Origin of the sequence: Nitrospira sp. (assembly GCA_015709715.1) — a bacterium.
Taxonomy (GTDB): Bacteria; Nitrospirota; Nitrospiria; order Nitrospirales; family Nitrospiraceae; genus Nitrospira_A.
In genome coordinates this window covers 1513110-1528075 of the sequence record CP054184.1, presented here as the reverse complement: position 1 = coordinate 1528075, position 14966 = coordinate 1513110, and the positions used below count along the sequence as shown (strand labels likewise).

Here is a 14966-nt window from a genome sequence, read left to right as displayed (position 1 = left end):
GCCCATCCTCCTCCGGAATCACTGTTCTGAACGTCTTACGGTCGCTACTGTAACGGGCTTGGTTCGGACTGGCAAGAGAGAAGTGTGTCTCAAGATCCGCTGCAGGTCGACTCGCCGCGATGCAAGAGGGTCGGACGCAAACAGAATCCACGCCAGGGCGATTCATCCCACGACCAGTTCAACAGCAGGTATTCGGTGTGGGTCAGGCGATCCTGCATGATGCGGCCGAACCCGCCCAGGCGGAGAGACAATCCGGCGGGCAGCGGCACATCCTTCAGCAAGCCGAACTCGGTGAAGTGTCCTGCGTAGTAGGCGGGATCGCCCTGTTCGTTGACGAACCCCTCGCCGCGCCACAGGGTGACGTAGGGGCGCCAGCCGTCCAGATTCACTCCGGCGGTCAGCTGATACCCGCGTCCCCGCACGATGGGCGAGCCCGCCTGCGTGGGTTCGTTTTGGCTCGTGAGGTAGAGCGCCATCACGTCGACCTCGCGAAACCAGGACAGGCCGGGCCAGTACCGGCTGGGTTGGAAGGTGAATTGCGGCCCCACGGCGGTGAGGAAATTGTTCGAGGCCGGCCGGTCCCGCGGCAGCCCGGCGCCGAAGAACGTCCGCGATTCGGAATACTGGGCGCCGCCGCTGTGGATCCAATAGACCTGGCCGTTGAAGGAGAACCAACCGGCTTTCACGCGGCCCGAATAGCCCACGTCGAACCGCTCCGCCTTCTGGAAGGTTTCGAGTTGATACCAGTTGATGAACAGGTCCTGTTGGTAATGCTCGCGGTCCACCAGCAGCTGGAAGCCCTGCTCGACGGGGCGCGAGAAGAGCCGGGCGTCGTCGAACAACGCGTCCACGAAGGGGTGGTTCCGCTTGATGGTACCGGCCACGAGCGAGACGGCGGGCCACAGTTCGTATTCCGCCGAGAGAATCGGCTGCACCGTGTGAAACCGCTGGGTATCCGCGACCGGGAGGCCCGCGAAGAAGCCGATGTCCAGGTTCAATCGCCGTGACGGGCTGTAGCGCAAGACGGGCGCGAGGTATTGTCCCGCGAAGGTGCTGTTCGAGACCGGTCGCCCACCCACTTGGTCGAGGCCGGAATAATTGATGTGGTAGACGTACGTGAGCGCATCGAGCTTGGCCGTGAAGCGTGGCTCTTCCGCTGCGGCTGTTTCCTGAACCGACCGTGGCGTGCTCGCCGGGAAGAGGTCGCGGAAGAAGCGCCCATCGGCCGTGTCCCAATTCCAATTGAAGAGCAGGTATTGCTGGTTTACCCACTTGAAGGTGTCGCGGTTCTGATAGGTGATGCCGTCCTCCGTGAAGAAGGCCCTGATCCGCCTGGCCTGCATGCCGAACTCGATCGAAGCGGAGGGGCCGAGCACGAAGATCTTCGATAGGCTGAACTCGGGGAAGTTGCTCGCTGCATATTCCGGATCGCCCTGTTGGCTCAAGAACTGCCGCCCTCGCCAGAAGGAAACCGACGGCCGCCAACCGGCCAGGTCGAGCCAGACGCTCAATTCATAGCCCCGTCCGCGGACGGTCGGGCCGCCGTGCAGCGGCTCGTTGAGCGAATTCAGGTAGGTGGCGCGAACGCCCAGCTGTCTCCACCAGGCCAAGGCCGGAAAATAGGTCGAGGGTTCGAGGACCAGCTCCGGGCCCACGGCGGTCACGAGGGTCTCAGCCGTGTTGAAGGAACGATCCAGCTTCAGCAGCGCCTGGCCGTTGTGGACCCAATGGGCTTGGCCGTTGACGCGGAAGGGCCCGGCCAGGAGCTGGCCCGCGTAGCCCACATCGTAGCGGTTGGTGGAGGAGCCTCGAAACGCCTGCTCCCAGTTGATGAACAGATCCTGCCGGTAATGCTTGCTGTTGACCTTCATCTGCGCGCCCTGTTCCAGCGGGCGGACGAAGCGGTTAGCGTTGTCGAAGACCGCGTCGTGAAAATCGCGGTGGGGGCCCGCCAGCGTGCCGAGAATGGCTGTGACTTCGTTGCTCGGTTGGTATTGCAGACGCACGATGGGGCGCAGCTGCGAAATCTCGGTGTCGTGCCCGAATGGCATATTGGCGAAGAGGCCGAGGTCCAGCGTGAGCGAGGGGAGCAGGCGTTTCTGAACGTACAGGTTCACCAGGTTGCCCATGAGCGTGGTGTCGCGTCCCAGGCCGTTAGTGAAGGTATTGTCTTCCAGGCCCTGTTTTTCCAGGTTGAGCAGGAAGGTCGTGGTTTCGAGTCTCAGGTCGAGCACATGCTCGGGCGGCGGCGATGAGGGAGGGGCTTCCGCGGAGGCCGCGCCCGCCGGGAGGCCCGGCTGCAGGCACCCGAACAGGACGAGGCCCAGCCGCCATGTGACAAGAATGGACTGCCGCACAATGGGAGCCGATCATAAGAGCGCCTGAGGCGATCCGTCAACGACGAAGCAGGGAGGATGCTGCCTTGACTTGGAGGCGGTAAAGGCGCAATCGTGGGCGTTCGTGACCAAGGGTACCGGACATGGCAGGGGAACGGCGGACGGAGCAGGCAGAGCGGAGCGGGCAGGGCATCGGCCTCGGCATGACCCTGTCGACGCTCACCGCGATGCAGCTGCTCCTGTCGTTCGGCATCCAGTGGTATACGATCGCCCGTTTGGGGGCGGGGCCGGAAACCGACGCCCTCTATGCGGGCGCCACCCTGCTGCAGTTGTTCGTCGTGGCAGTGATGGATCCTCTGTCCTGCGTGCTGGTGCCGCTGTTGTCGGCCAGGCATGAAGCCGACCGTCGTGGGGTGGTCCGGCCGCTCGTCCTGGGGATCACAGCACTCTCCGCTCTGCTGATGCTCGTGATCGTCGTCGCCGCGCCGCTGTTGGTCTCGCTGCTCGTGCCGGGGTTCTCGGAACAGACGCGCACCCTGACCGTCGAGTTGACGCGCATTCAGCTGGTGGGCCTGATCGGCGCCGCCTCCTTCACCGTGCTGGCCGCGCTCTCCCATGCAGGCAATCGTTTTCTCTGGCCGGCCGGTTCGTTGGTGCTCAGTTCGTTGGTAGGCTGGGGCCTGCTGGTACTTGGCCTTCAGCAAGTCGGCGTCAGGTTGGCCGCCTGGGTCCAGGTGTTCTTGTGGTGTGGTCCGGCGCTGTTGCTGGTGAAGGGCTTGGCGGCAGGGCCATCTGAGTCGCGTTCCCTCGATTCGTCGTTGTGGCGTGAATTGTGGGCAAGGCTGCGGCCGCTGCTGTTCAGTGCCGCCTATGTCCGTACCGGGTTCGTGGTCGATCGGTTCCTCACCTCGTTCCTCGCGGCAGGTAGCCTGGTGCTGTTCGACCTTACCTGGCGAGTTTTGGCTGCGCTGGTGCGCATCTTCAACCAAGGCGTGGTGACCCCGGTGGTGCCGACCCTGTCGGCCTTGGCCGGGCGCGGTGCGTGGAGTGAGTTTGCACGGCTCTGCCGTACGCGCCTCTGGTGGATGGGCACAGCTGGACTGACCGCATTGGCGACATTGCTGAGCGCAGTGACTCTCGCGCAGTCTTTTGATCTGTGGAGCGAGACCCTCGCGACGTTCAGGACCCTGCTGCTCGCCGGTTCCGGCGTGTTGCTGTTCGGCGGCATCAACCATCTGTTGGTGAACGCCTTTTATGCCGAGGGCGAAACCGGCCTTCCGGCGCGGGTGGAGATCCTGACGGCTACCGGAGGCTTGGCGCTTAAGGGGCTGGGGTTTCTCGCTGGTGGGCTCATCGGCCTGGCCGCGGCGATCAGCCTCCAGTACGTCTTGTCCAGCCTGTTCTTGGGGGCGGCCCTCGCGCGACGGGTGGCAGCCCGGCTGCGGGCGAATGAGGCCGGGTCGGTGCCAGGCCTCTTAGTGGCCGGTTCGTCGGGTCGAACGTCGTAATGGTCAAGTCCGGTGAACGCCCGCGGCGATGGACTTTGGCGCTCGCGTCGGCGGCGCTGTCGCTGACCCTGCTGCTGTTGTTGCTGGAGCTGTTGTTCCGCTGGTTGCCGGTGAACGAGGGACTCCGTGGCCTCTCGGTGGACGAGCAGAATCCGGTCTTCCGGTTCACGCCCCACCGCGAATCGGTCTATTCGCGCGGCTGGAACTTCTCGATCGTGAACCGCGTCCGGACCAACAACTACGGGTTCGTGAATGATCACGACTACGATCCGGCGGCCAAGACACCGCTGTTGGCCGTCATCGGAGACAGTTTCGTGGAGGCGGTGATGGTGCCCTTCCCCCAGACTGGCGTGGCGAGGCTGAGCCAAGCGGTGGGAGCTGGCGGTCGTGTATACGGCTTTGGTACGTCCGGCTCGTCGCTCGCCCAATACCTGGCCTATGCTCGGTACGTGCGAGACACCTTTCATCCCGACGGGTTGGTGGTGGTGATTGTCGGCAATGATTTCGACGAAAGCCTGCGTAAGTACAAGCGCGAGCCGGGGCTACATTACTTCGCCGAACAGGCTAATGGCAGCCTGGAGTTGATTCGCCTTGATCGCCCGGTGCCCTGGTGGCGGGATCTCTTGGCCGGGTCATCGCTCGGGATGTACCTCTACGTGAACTTGGAGATTCGCGAGGTCTGGAAGCGGTTCGCCTACCGGCCCGGACAGTCGGCGCTGAGCGCGCCGCGTTTTATCGGCAACACGGCGGCGGAGGCCACGCCGGAGCGGGTGGCCGATTCCGATCGCGCGGTCGAAGCCTTTTTAGGACGGCTGCCGGAATGGTCAGGGCTGGCACCGTCACGCATCGTGCTGGTGCTGGATGGGATCAGGCCGGAACTCTACGAACCCGCAGTGTTGACCGCGGCGGAGGACAGTTATGCGGCCGTGATGCGCCGACATTTGATGACGCAGGCGACCGCGAAAGGTTTCGAGGTCATCGACCTTCAGCCTCGGTTCATGGCCGACTACGCGCAACGGCATCAACGGTTCGAATTTCCCGATGACAACCATTGGAACGGGGAGGGCCATGCCGTCTTCGCCCGAGCCGTGGAACAGTCGGCCGTCTATCGCACGTTGTTCGGACAGGTTCGATAACGATGGAATCGCAGGTGCACTGATGACGGTGATGGCGACAGTGACCGATCTGCGGCAGGATGAAGGCCGAGCAGCCTGTGCGTCGGTCTCGGCGCTACGGGTGCTCTACCTGTTTCCCGGCCGACCGGAGGGCTCGGCCATGATTTTTGCCAAGAAGCAGGTCGAGGCGATGGGGACGTTGGGGGTGGCCGCGGAGGCCTTTTGCCTGGAGTCGCGCACGGATCTCTCCGGGTTGCGACGCGATGCGAGCCGGCTGCGGGACGTGATTGCCTCGTTTCGCCCCGACCTGCTCCATGCGCAATACGGCACCATGACAGCTTTCTTCGCGACTGTGGCGGCGAACGTGCCGATGGTCGTGACCTTTCGCGGGAGCGACCTGAATCCCGCGCCGAGTGATCCCTGGCTGCGCTCGCTCGCCGGGCGGCTGCTTTCGCACCTGGCTGCAAGGCGGGCAGCGGGCCTCATCTGCGTCAGCGAACAACTGAAGCGGCGTCTCTGGTGGGGACGGGAGCGTGCGCTGGTCTTGCCTTCGGGTGTGGACATCGAGCTGTTCCAGCCGCACCCGCAGGCGGAGGCGAGGCGGGAACTGGGCTGGAGCCAGGAGGAGCGGATCGTGCTGTTCAATGCGGGGCTCTCTCCGATGGTGAAGCGTGAGGACCTCGCGCAGGCGGCGGTGCTCGAAGCAGAGCGCCTGTGCGGTCGGATCACCGTCGTGCGGCTGGATGGGTTCGTTCCCCAGCGCCGGGTGGTTGCCATGATGAACGGCGCGGACTGTCTGCTGCTCACCAGCGATTGGGAGGGGTCGCCGACCATCGTGCAAGAGGCTCTGGCCTGCAACCTTCCCGTTGTGTCGGTCGATGTGGGCGATGTGCGGGAGCGGCTGCTGGGAGTGACGCCGTCCGTTATCGCGGAGCGGAGCCCCTCGGCGCTGGCGCAGGGACTGTGCGAAGTGCTCAGGCGGCGGTCTCGTTCCAACGGCCGGACGGCGGCGATGCCGGTGGCGCAGGTGCGCATCGCGGAGCAGACGGTGGCCTTGTATCGAGAGGTGTTGACCCGGCTGGTGAGAGGCGGGGCGGCATGTTGATCCTCGGCATCAATGAATGCATTGATGCATCGGTCGTGTTATGCCGGGATGGGAAAGTCTTCTTCGCGATTCAGGAGGAACGATTGACCCGCGAGAAAGGCTCGATTGGATTCCCCATGCAGGCAGTTCAGTACTGCTTGAAGACATATGGACTGGATGCGCGGTCAATAGATCGTGTGTGCTTTAGCAATCTAGGTAGCGTTATAGGCGAAAGTCGAAAATGCTTATTGAATTACTATGCGATACGTGCACGTTCATGGTCTGAACTAATACGGGCTGGTGAAATATCCTCCGCTATTGCTCGCCTAGCGGGGATGTTTCCTGGTCCGATCGAAGACTGGGGAAGTAGCCGGCAGGTGGCGCGGCGGACCGCCCGGACGAATCCGGCAGTCGAACGGGAGCTGGCGCGTTGCGGCCTGGACGGCGTACCGGTCAGCCGATTCCATCACCATGCCAACCATGCGGCCTCTGCCTATTACGCCCTCCGGAAAAACTGGGAAGAGCCGCATCTGGTGCTGACGCTGGACGGCGGCGGCGACGATGCCTGTGCCCATGTGTATCTGGCTGAACAGGGAACGATGCGCCTCCTGGCCGCCACGCCGACCGGCCATTCGTTGGGCAACCTCTATGCGTCGGTGACGTACCTGCTGGGCATGCGTCCGCACGAACATGAATACAAAGTGATGGGGTTGGCTCCCTATGCCGACGAGGAGCGGGGCCGTGAGGTGGCGGATATCTTTGCCCGGTATCTGGATCTGGATCCTGGGAATCCCTTGCGATTCAGGCGCCGCGTGCCTGAACGGACCGGCTCGATCCTGCCGCGGCTGATGCATGACTTGCGTGCCGTTCGATTCGATGTGGTCGCCGCTGGGTTGCAACGGTTCACCGAGGACCTGCTGTGCCGCTGGGTCGCGGCTGCCATGGAACGGACCGGGGTGCGCAAGGTGCTGGCCGCTGGCGGCGTCTTCATGAACGTGAAGGCCAACCAGCGCATCGCTGCGTTGCCGGCTCTCGATTACTTCGATGTATTCCCTTCCTGTGGCGATGAAACGCTGCCGTTCGGCGCGGTCTGGCAATGTCATGTGCAACGGGGCGGGGCGATCACCGACATTCGCTTCGACGATCTGTATCTGGGGCCGGAGGCTGGGCTCGACCTTGCGGAGGCGCGGGCGAAGTACGGCGAGGACATCGAGATGGAGGCCCTCGACGAGCCTGAGGTCAGAACGGCGAAGTTATTGGCGGAGGGCCACATTGTGGCGCGCTGCGCAGGCCGGATGGAGTTCGGCGCGCGGGCCTTGGGGAACCGATCCATCCTGGCCGATCCGAGCCGGCCAGCCGTGGTGGCCCACATCAACCGGATGATTAAGCAGCGTGACTTCTGGATGCCCTTTGCGCCGGCGGTCCTGGGCGAACGAGCCGAGGACTATGTCCGTGTACCCACTTCCCTGCCGAAGCCGAGGCTCAGCCCGCACATGATGCATGCGTTCGACAGCACGGAGCGCCGGGCGGACTTGGCGGCCGCCGTCCATTCCGCCGACCAGACGGCGCGGATGCAGACGGTGTGGAAGGACCTCAACCCATCGTTTTACGCCCTCATCGAGGCCTTTGGGCGCAAGACCGGCCGGTATGTGCTGTTGAACACCTCGTTCAACCTGCATGGCTCCCCGATCGTGACCGGCGCCTGCGATGCGGTGGAGGTGTTGCTGCGCTCGGGGCTGGAGTATCTGGTCGTGGATCGCTGGCTCATCAGGAAACGGGCCCGTTCATCCTAGAGGTCGGCATGGAGTTTTACCTGTTGCTCATCGTTGCCGCCGCCGCCGTCGCCGCCTTGGGTGCGTTGCTTTACCGGCGCACCGGCAGCCTTTCGTTTCCGCTGGGCATTCTGTTCCTCTATTTCTGGTCGCTGCACGGCGGTTGGGCGATCGTGGCCGACGGGTTGGGCGCGGACGAGGTGACGTCCCATCAGTACCTCTATGGGAAGGTCTTTCCGATCGAATTGAACGAGCCCTATCTTTGGACCCTGCTCCTGTATGCGGCCTTTGTCCTGGTGATCGAGCTGACGTTGCTGGCGGGGGTGGCAAGCGCACCGTCGAGGGAGGAACCGGTGCGGCCGGCACTCTGGATTTCGCACGCGCGAATGCTGGTGATTGCGGCGCTCGCCGCGGTCGGCAGCTTCTTGATCGTGAAGGACCAGTTGGCGACGGCCATGTTGCTGGGAAAATCGGGGTATGCGGCCACGCGTGGAGGGCTGGGCGAAATGGTGCCGCTCTTCACGCTCCATCAAGTGCTGAATCGCGTGGCGTTGTTTTCGCTGGCCGTCGGCGCGGCGGTCTGGCTGACGGGCCGGGACGGTCGCTGGCTCACGGGCGAGGCCTCACTTGCGACAGGCCTCGGCTACCTGATTCTGTTCGGCGGGATGTTTCTCTACGTGACGATCCTGGGCAACAAGAACGAACTCTTCTCAGGTTTGATCCTCGGCGGGCTGTTCTACCTGGCCAATGCCAAGGCCTTGCGATGGGGCGTCGCGACGGTGGGCGGGGGGCTGTTGTTTGTCGGCATCGCCCTGGTGGATTTTTTGCGCGCCTTTCCCATCATGGACCTGTGGGAGGGGATCGACTGGTGGGAAGCGACGCAGTGGGTGCCCGAGATCCGCGCCAGCAACGAGGCCTTCGGCGCGCACATGTCCCTGTACGGAGTGCTGGCGTTTCATTCGCCGTTCACCTACGGGTCGAGTCTGATGTCCCTTGCCGCCTCGGTGGTCCCGCGCATTTTCTGGCCGGACCGGCCGGGCGACATCTATTCGCACTATGCCGCCACGGTCGGTATCCCCGAAGGGGTGGGGGAGCAGGGGTTCAGCATCCACCACGCGACCGGCTGGTACTTGAATTTCGGGCTGCCGGGGTTGCTGGTCGGCGCGGTCTGTTGGGGCTGGGTCTGGAGCCGTTGTTTCAATGCGTATGTGGCGGTCACTTATGGGCGCCCGTTGCGGTCGCGTTGGCAATATGTGTTTGGGGTCCTCGCACCCTGGGGATTCGTGGCCTATATCCCTCCGCTCATCCGGGCGGGGCTCGAAGGGTACAAGGGGTTGGTGATCGAGGCACTCCTGATTCCGACGCTGGTCGTCATGGCGGCGTCCTATCGACCCGGCCTGTTCGTGCGATTGTTCGTTCCCTTGCCGCCGCCGGTCGAAGGCCGAGCGTCAGCCCCGAAGCCGATACGATGACAGCAGACACACCACAACCTTTCGTGACCGTGCTCGTGCCCTGCCGCAATGAGGCGGGGTTCATCGAGCGTTGTCTCACGTCGGTGCTGGAGAACGGCTATCCGCTCGATCGGCTGGAACTGGTGGTGATCGATGGGATGAGCGATGACGGCACGCGCGCGATCCTGCAGCGGATGGCGGGTCCGCATGCTGCTCTTCGCCTGATCGACAATCCAGGCAAGACGACGCCCAAGGCGATGAATCTGGGCATCCGCGCCGCGCAGGGCGATCCGATCCTGCGGGTGGATGCCCATGCCTGCCTGGAGCCGGGATACATCCGTCGCTGCGTGGAGGCGTTGGAGGAGTCCGGCGCCGACGTGGTCTGCGGCGTCATGGAGACGGTGCCGGCATCCGGCGGCTGGATGGGGGCGGCGATTGCGTCGGCGCTCGGGCATCCCTTCGGGGTCGGCAATTCGTATTTTCGTATCCATGTAGCTGCACCGATGTGGGTGGACACGGTGTTCTGCGGCTGTTATCGGCGATCGGCCTTCGAGCGAGTGATCGGTTCTAGGCGGACCGGTGAACAGGTGCCGACCGGACCCTTCAACGAGGAGCTGATGCGAGGGCAGGATATGGACTTCAGCCTGCGGCTTCGCAAGGCCGGCGGCCGCATGCTCTTGGTGCCGGAAATCCGGAGCCTCTATTTTGCCCGCTCTACGCTGCGTTCCTTTTGGCGGCAGAATTGGAACAACGGGGTCTGGGCGATCCTGCCCTTCGCCTACAGCGAGGGCATGCCCATCACGCTTCGGCATCTGATCCCGCTCCTGTTCGTGACGGCGCTGCTGGCGACCACGTTGCTCGGTCTGGTGGGAGAGGTCTGGCGGTGGGGGACGGTGGTGATCCTGAACGCTTATGGTGTGGTGAGCCTGGCGGTCTCGCTGCGGGTGGCCCTGAGGGAACGGTCCGTCTCCCGTCTCTTCGTCATGCCGTTGGTGTTTGCGACCTTGCATGTGGGGTATGGGCTGGGATCGCTGTGGGGACTCGCGCGTCTCGTGGGGCTGCCGTCGTTCTGGAAGCGGCTGAAGGTCGGGAGTAACGGATCCGTCTCGGCCGTGGAGTCCTGAGGTTGTCGGGGAAAGGAAGGCATTCTTGTTGAAGCGCTGGTTCGATGTGGTCTTGGCCTCCTGGGCCCTGGTGTTCCTGAGTCCCCTGTTGCTGGCGGTGGCGCTGGCCATCAAGCTGGGAGACGGTGGAAGTGTGTTCTACCGCGGGCGCCGCATCGGACTGGAGGGGCAGCCTTTCGGCATGTTCAAGTTCCGCACGATGGTGGAGCGGGCTGAGACCCTGGGCGGTCCTTCGACGGCGGCCGACGATCCACGCGTGACGCCGATCGGGCGTTGGCTCCGGCGCCACAAGCTGGACGAACTGCCGCAGTTGATCAATGTGTGCCGCGGTGAGATGAGTCTGGTCGGGCCGCGACCGGAAGTGCCGCAGTACGTCGCGCTGTATTCGGACGAGGAGCGGGCGATCCTCTCAGTCCGCCCTGGGTTGACGGACTGGGCGAGCTTGTGGAATATCGATGAAGGTGCCTTGCTCGTCGGGAGCCCCGATCCGGAACGGACCTATCTGGAGTTGATCCGGCCTGAGAAGATTCGCCTGCAGTTGGAATATGTCCGACAGCGCAGTTTCATGACGGACCTGCAGATTTTATGGTCTACGTTGGCGGCGCTGGTCGGACGGCGGAGGGCGAGCCTGCCGCTTTCGGCAGCGGTGAAAGGATAAACGGTGAACAGCTCCATGCAGGCAGGAAACGAAACGTTGCGGCCTTCGCTCTGGCGGATGATGTCGCTGATTCGCGCCGTGGAGGAGCGCATCGGCGACTTGGTCGCGGCCAAGGAAATCAAGACGCCCTGTCACCTCTCCATCGGTCAAGAAGCCATCGCGACAGGTGTCTGCGCGGCGTTGGACCGTGAAGATACGGTGTGGGGCGGCCACCGCTCGCACGGGCATTATCTGGCCAAGGGCGGAGACCTCCCGGCGATGATGGCGGAGATTTTCGGCAAGGTGACGGGCTGCAGCAAGGGTCGCGGTGGCTCCATGCACCTGGCGGCGCCGACGGTCGGTCTGTTCGGCACGGTGCCCTTGGTCGGGGCCACGATTCCCCTGGCGGTCGGCGCGGGGTTGGCATCGCGGCTGCGCCGGGACCATCAGGTGGCCGTCGCCTTTTTCGGCGACGGCGCGACGGAGGAGGGCCATTGCGCTGAGTCGCTCAATCTGGCGGCCTTCTACCACCTGCCGGTGCTCTTCGTCTGCGAGAATAATTTCTACTCGACGCACATGGCGTTGAAGGAACGGCGACTAAAGGACAACCTTGCGGAGATGGCCCAGCCCTACGGCATTCCCGGCCTGTGCATCGATGGGAACGATGCCTGCGCCGTCTTCGAGGCGGCGCGAACGGCCGTGACACGGGCGCGGGCCGGTGAGGGCCCGACGTTCCTGGAATGCCGAACCTATCGGTGGCGCGGCCACGTCGGGCCCGCGTGGGATTTGGAGGTCGGCGCACATCGGCGGGCCGAACTCGACGAATGGTTACCGAAGGATCCCATCGCGCGGCTGACGCGGGTGTTGCTGGAAGAAGGCCGCTCCGAGCAGGAGTTGGCGGGGTGGTGCGCTGCCATCCAGCGCGAGGTCGAGGCCGCCGTCGACTTTGCACGCACGTCCCCTCTGCCGGACGACAGCGATCTTTTCAGACATATCTATGCCACGCGACGATAGAAAGGACTCCATGCGTCGACGCACCTATGCTCAGGCGATTCGAGAGGCGCACGCCGATCTGCTGCGGCAGGACCCGCGTGTATTCGTCTGCGGCCAAGGGGTGTGGAATCCCTGGTACGCCGGGACGAGTTTGCAGGATTTGGACAAGGAGTTCGGGCGTGAGCGGGTGTTCGATTGTCCGGTCTCCGAGAATGCGACGACCGGAGCCGCCATCGGCGCGGCCATTGTCGGCATGCGCCCGATCGTGTTCCATGCACGGATGGATTTCATGTTGCTCGCGGTGGATCCCATCGTGAACCAGGCGGCGAATTGGTCCTACCTGTTCGGCGGGCAGGTGAACGTGCCGGTCGTCATCCGGTCAGTGATCAATCGAGGGGGCGAGCAGGGCGCGCAACATTCGCAAGCCTTGCAGGCCCTGTTTGCGCATGTGCCCGGCTTGAAGGTCGTGATGCCGGCCACGCCCCATGACGCCAAGGGGCTGCTCATCGCGGCGGTGCGTGACGGCAACCCGGTGCTCTACATCGACGACCGGTGGCTATACGAACAGGAAGGAGACGTGCCCGAGGGCCTCTATGAAGTGCCGATCGGGGCGGCGGCGATCCGACGGCCTGGGAAGGATGTGACGCTGGTCGCGACTTCGTACATGGCGGCGGAGGCGGCCAAGGCCGTGGAGCAGCTGGCGGAACGGGACATCGACGTGGAATTGATCGATCTGCGCACCATCAAACCATGGGACCGGAACCTGCTGTATTCGTCCGTGGGCAAGACCGGCCGCCTCGTCATTGCCGATGCGGCCTGGATGAGCGGAGGCATCGCGGCCGACATTGCGGCGTCGGTCGCCGGCGACCTGTTCCATGCGCTCAAGGCCCCGATCGGCCGCGTGTGCCTGCCTGACGTGCCGGCGCCCACCTCCGCTCCATTGGAACGGGCCTACTATGTCGGGGCCGAGGACATCATCGCGACTGTGGAGAAGGTGCTGCTGTAAGGCGGTCCCATTGCACCCTATGGCCTATTCCGTTCCCTTCATCGACCCCCGCGGACATTACGCCAAGCTCAAGCCGGAGATCGACCGCGCCATCACCGAGTGTTTGGCCAACGGCGATTTGGTCAATCGGCGGCAGCTGAAGGACTTTGAAGCCCACCTGGCGGACTTCGTGGGGGTCAAATATGCCGTGGGTGTGAACAGCGGCTACCACGCGTTGTATTTTGCGCTGCTGGGGGCCGGGGTCGGTCCCGGCGACGAGGTCATCACGGTCGCCCACACCTTCGTCGCGACCGTGTCGGCCATCGTCCATTGCGGCGCGCAGCCAGTGTTGATCGACGTGGGGTCTGACTACAACATGAACGTCGACCTGCTCGAACGAGCCATCACTCCCAAGACGAAGGCCCTGCTGCCGGTCCATCTCAACGGCCGCGTCTGCGACATGGAGCGAATCCTCGCAGTGGCGGACAAGCATGGGTTGGCGGTGATCGAGGACGCGGCTCAGGCCCTCGGGGCGACGTTCGACGGTAAGCGGGCGGGCAGCCAGGGCCGGGCCGGTTGTTTTAGCTTTTATCCGTTCAAGGTTCTGGGCGGGTTCGGGGACGGCGGGGCCATCACGACCGACGACCCAGACCTGGCGCGGATGGCTACACTCCTGCGCTACAACGGCGAGGATCGGGACACGGGCGAATACCATTACCACGGGCAGACCGCGTTGCTTGATAATGTACAGGCCGCCGTGTTGGACGTGAAGTTGCGGTACCTGCCTGAGTGGATCGCGCATCGGCGGCACATTGCCGACCTCTATCGCCAAGGTCTGTCCGGCATCCCGTCGCTTCGCCTGCCGCATTTCGACCAGAGCCGGCAACTCGACATCTACCAAAACTATGTCGTGCGCACGAACGTACGTGACCGATTGCGGGCCTATTTGAGGGACCAGGGCGTCGAAACCTTGGTCCACTGGCCGAAACCCATGTGGGAACACCGAGGGCTGGGGCTGGCAGCCCCGGATGTCCCCGAAACCTCGGCCATCTGCCGGGAAGTGCTTTCCCTTCCCATGAGCGCGGAGACCACGGAGCAACAGGTGGACGCGACTGTCGCCTGCCTGCGTTCATTCTTCTCCTCGCACGCGTGAGCGGATCGAATTACAGTGCCGTCACGGAAAAGCCGGGAGACCGGGTCACGCGCGAAGCGTTGGCGATGGTCTATACCCGGTACCGCTTCGCCCTGGACTACTGCCGTGGTAAACGGGTGTTGGAGGTGGCCTGCGGGGAAGGGGTCGGCCTGGAGTACCTCGCGAGGCAGGCTGACCAGGTGGTCGGCGGCGACCTGACCTGGGACTTGCTCGTGCGCGCCCGGCGTTCGGGCACCCTCCGGCGCTCCCTGGTTCAGTTAGATGCCGACGCCTTGCCCTTCCATGCAGCCTCACAGGATGTGATCCTCTGTTACGAAGCCGTGTACTATTTCGAGCGGCCCTTGCAGATGCTCCAGGATTGTCGGCGCGTGTTGGCGCCGAACGGGCTGCTGATCCTCTGCAGCGTGAACCCGGAATGGAGCGACTTCAACCCCAGCCCCCAGAGCCGCCAGTACCTGTCGGCCGGGCGGTTGGCCTCGTTGGCGGAAGCGGCCGGTTTTCGAACAGAACTGCTGGGGGCCTTTTCGACCGAGAGCCCAGGCCCGAAAGCGACAATGGTGTCCTGGCTCAAGCGGACGGCCGTGGTCCTGCATCTGATTCCTTCCACCATGCGCGGGAAACGGTTGCTGAAACGATTGTTCCTGGGCGAATTGGTCTCCTTCCCCTCCGCGGTCGAGGACGGACTCGCACCCTATTGTCCGCCGGTTTCGATCGACTCCCGCCGGCCCGTCACCGACTACAAAGTCTTGTTTGCCCTCTGCCGCCCCCGCTGATGAACCAGGCCTAGGCTCGCTCCCTGGTGACCCCT

12 protein-coding genes are annotated in these 14966 nt (G+C 64.0%); 11 read left to right on the top strand and 1 reads right to left on the bottom strand.

Features of this window, described 5'->3' with window-relative positions:
• Positions 1 to 89: 89 nt before the first annotated feature.
• A complete protein-coding gene (locus tag HRU82_07255) occupies positions 90 to 2357 on the bottom strand; it encodes a hypothetical protein (protein QOJ34751.1) in 2268 nt (755 codons plus the stop codon).
• Positions 2358 to 2479: 122 nt separating this feature from the next.
• Between HRU82_07255 and HRU82_07250 the strand changes: the two genes are divergently transcribed.
• Genes HRU82_07250 through HRU82_07200 form a run of 11 tightly spaced genes read left to right on the top strand, consistent with a single transcriptional unit; the run spans position 2480 to position 14931 of the window.
• Positions 2480 to 3844, top strand: coding sequence for a hypothetical protein (locus HRU82_07250; protein ID QOJ34750.1), 1365 nt, complete (start codon positions 2480 to 2482; stop codon positions 3842 to 3844).
• Positions 3844 to 4980, top strand: a complete 1137-nt coding sequence (locus HRU82_07245) for a hypothetical protein (protein ID QOJ34749.1) — start codon at positions 3844 to 3846, stop codon at positions 4978 to 4980. Before HRU82_07250 ends, HRU82_07245 begins: the two co-directional genes overlap by 1 nt.
• Positions 4981 to 5002: 22 nt before the next feature.
• On the top strand, positions 5003 to 6064 hold the full coding sequence (locus HRU82_07240; GenBank protein QOJ34748.1) for a glycosyltransferase family 4 protein: 1062 nt from the start codon (positions 5003 to 5005) through the stop codon (positions 6062 to 6064).
• On the top strand, positions 6058 to 7836 hold the full coding sequence (locus HRU82_07235; protein ID QOJ34747.1) for a hypothetical protein: 1779 nt from the start codon (positions 6058 to 6060) through the stop codon (positions 7834 to 7836). Before HRU82_07240 ends, HRU82_07235 begins: the two co-directional genes overlap by 7 nt.
• Before the next feature lie 8 nt (positions 7837 to 7844).
• Positions 7845 to 9287 carry a hypothetical protein gene (locus tag HRU82_07230; protein ID QOJ34746.1) on the top strand — a complete coding sequence of 481 codons (1443 nt, stop codon included), beginning with the start codon at positions 7845 to 7847 and terminating at the stop codon, positions 9285 to 9287.
• Positions 9284 to 10390 carry a glycosyltransferase family 2 protein gene (locus tag HRU82_07225; protein QOJ34745.1) on the top strand — a complete coding sequence of 369 codons (1107 nt, stop codon included), beginning with the start codon at positions 9284 to 9286 and terminating at the stop codon, positions 10388 to 10390. Before HRU82_07230 ends, HRU82_07225 begins: the two co-directional genes overlap by 4 nt.
• A gap of 25 nt (positions 10391 to 10415) precedes the next feature.
• Positions 10416 to 11048: a sugar transferase gene (locus HRU82_07220; protein ID QOJ34744.1), complete on the top strand. Its 633-nt coding sequence runs from the start codon at positions 10416 to 10418 to the stop codon at positions 11046 to 11048.
• A 15-nt stretch (positions 11049 to 11063) separates the two neighbouring features.
• Positions 11064 to 12041, top strand: a complete 978-nt coding sequence (locus HRU82_07215; GenBank protein QOJ37143.1) for a thiamine pyrophosphate-dependent dehydrogenase E1 component subunit alpha — start codon at positions 11064 to 11066, stop codon at positions 12039 to 12041.
• A 10-nt stretch (positions 12042 to 12051) separates the two neighbouring features.
• Positions 12052 to 13026, top strand: a complete 975-nt coding sequence (locus HRU82_07210; protein ID QOJ34743.1) for an alpha-ketoacid dehydrogenase subunit beta — start codon at positions 12052 to 12054, stop codon at positions 13024 to 13026.
• A 19-nt stretch (positions 13027 to 13045) separates the two neighbouring features.
• Positions 13046 to 14158 (top strand): DegT/DnrJ/EryC1/StrS family aminotransferase, encoded by a 1113-nt coding sequence (locus HRU82_07205; GenBank protein QOJ34742.1) that lies wholly within the window; start codon positions 13046 to 13048, stop codon positions 14156 to 14158.
• Positions 14155 to 14931 carry a class I SAM-dependent methyltransferase gene (locus tag HRU82_07200; GenBank protein QOJ34741.1) on the top strand — a complete coding sequence of 259 codons (777 nt, stop codon included), beginning with the start codon at positions 14155 to 14157 and terminating at the stop codon, positions 14929 to 14931. Before HRU82_07205 ends, HRU82_07200 begins: the two co-directional genes overlap by 4 nt.
• Positions 14932 to 14966 lie beyond the last annotated feature (35 nt).

What these genes read in the sequence shown, in the direction of transcription:
- HRU82_07250 (QOJ34750.1), top strand. Translation starts at nt 2,480, where the DNA reads ATGGCAGGGGAACGGCGGACGGAGCAGGCAGAGCGGAGCGGGCAGGGC.
- HRU82_07210 (QOJ34743.1), top strand. Translation starts at nt 12,052, where the DNA reads ATGCGTCGACGCACCTATGCTCAGGCGATTCGAGAGGCGCACGCCGAT.
- HRU82_07205 (QOJ34742.1), top strand. Translation starts at nt 13,046, where the DNA reads ATGGCCTATTCCGTTCCCTTCATCGACCCCCGCGGACATTACGCCAAG.
- HRU82_07245 (QOJ34749.1), top strand. Translation starts at nt 3,844, where the DNA reads ATGGTCAAGTCCGGTGAACGCCCGCGGCGATGGACTTTGGCGCTCGCG.
- HRU82_07235 (QOJ34747.1), top strand. Translation starts at nt 6,058, where the DNA reads ATGTTGATCCTCGGCATCAATGAATGCATTGATGCATCGGTCGTGTTA.
- HRU82_07215 (QOJ37143.1), top strand. Translation starts at nt 11,064, where the DNA reads ATGCAGGCAGGAAACGAAACGTTGCGGCCTTCGCTCTGGCGGATGATG.
- HRU82_07230 (QOJ34746.1), top strand. Translation starts at nt 7,845, where the DNA reads ATGGAGTTTTACCTGTTGCTCATCGTTGCCGCCGCCGCCGTCGCCGCC.
- HRU82_07240 (QOJ34748.1), top strand. Translation starts at nt 5,003, where the DNA reads ATGACGGTGATGGCGACAGTGACCGATCTGCGGCAGGATGAAGGCCGA.
- HRU82_07225 (QOJ34745.1), top strand. Translation starts at nt 9,284, where the DNA reads ATGACAGCAGACACACCACAACCTTTCGTGACCGTGCTCGTGCCCTGC.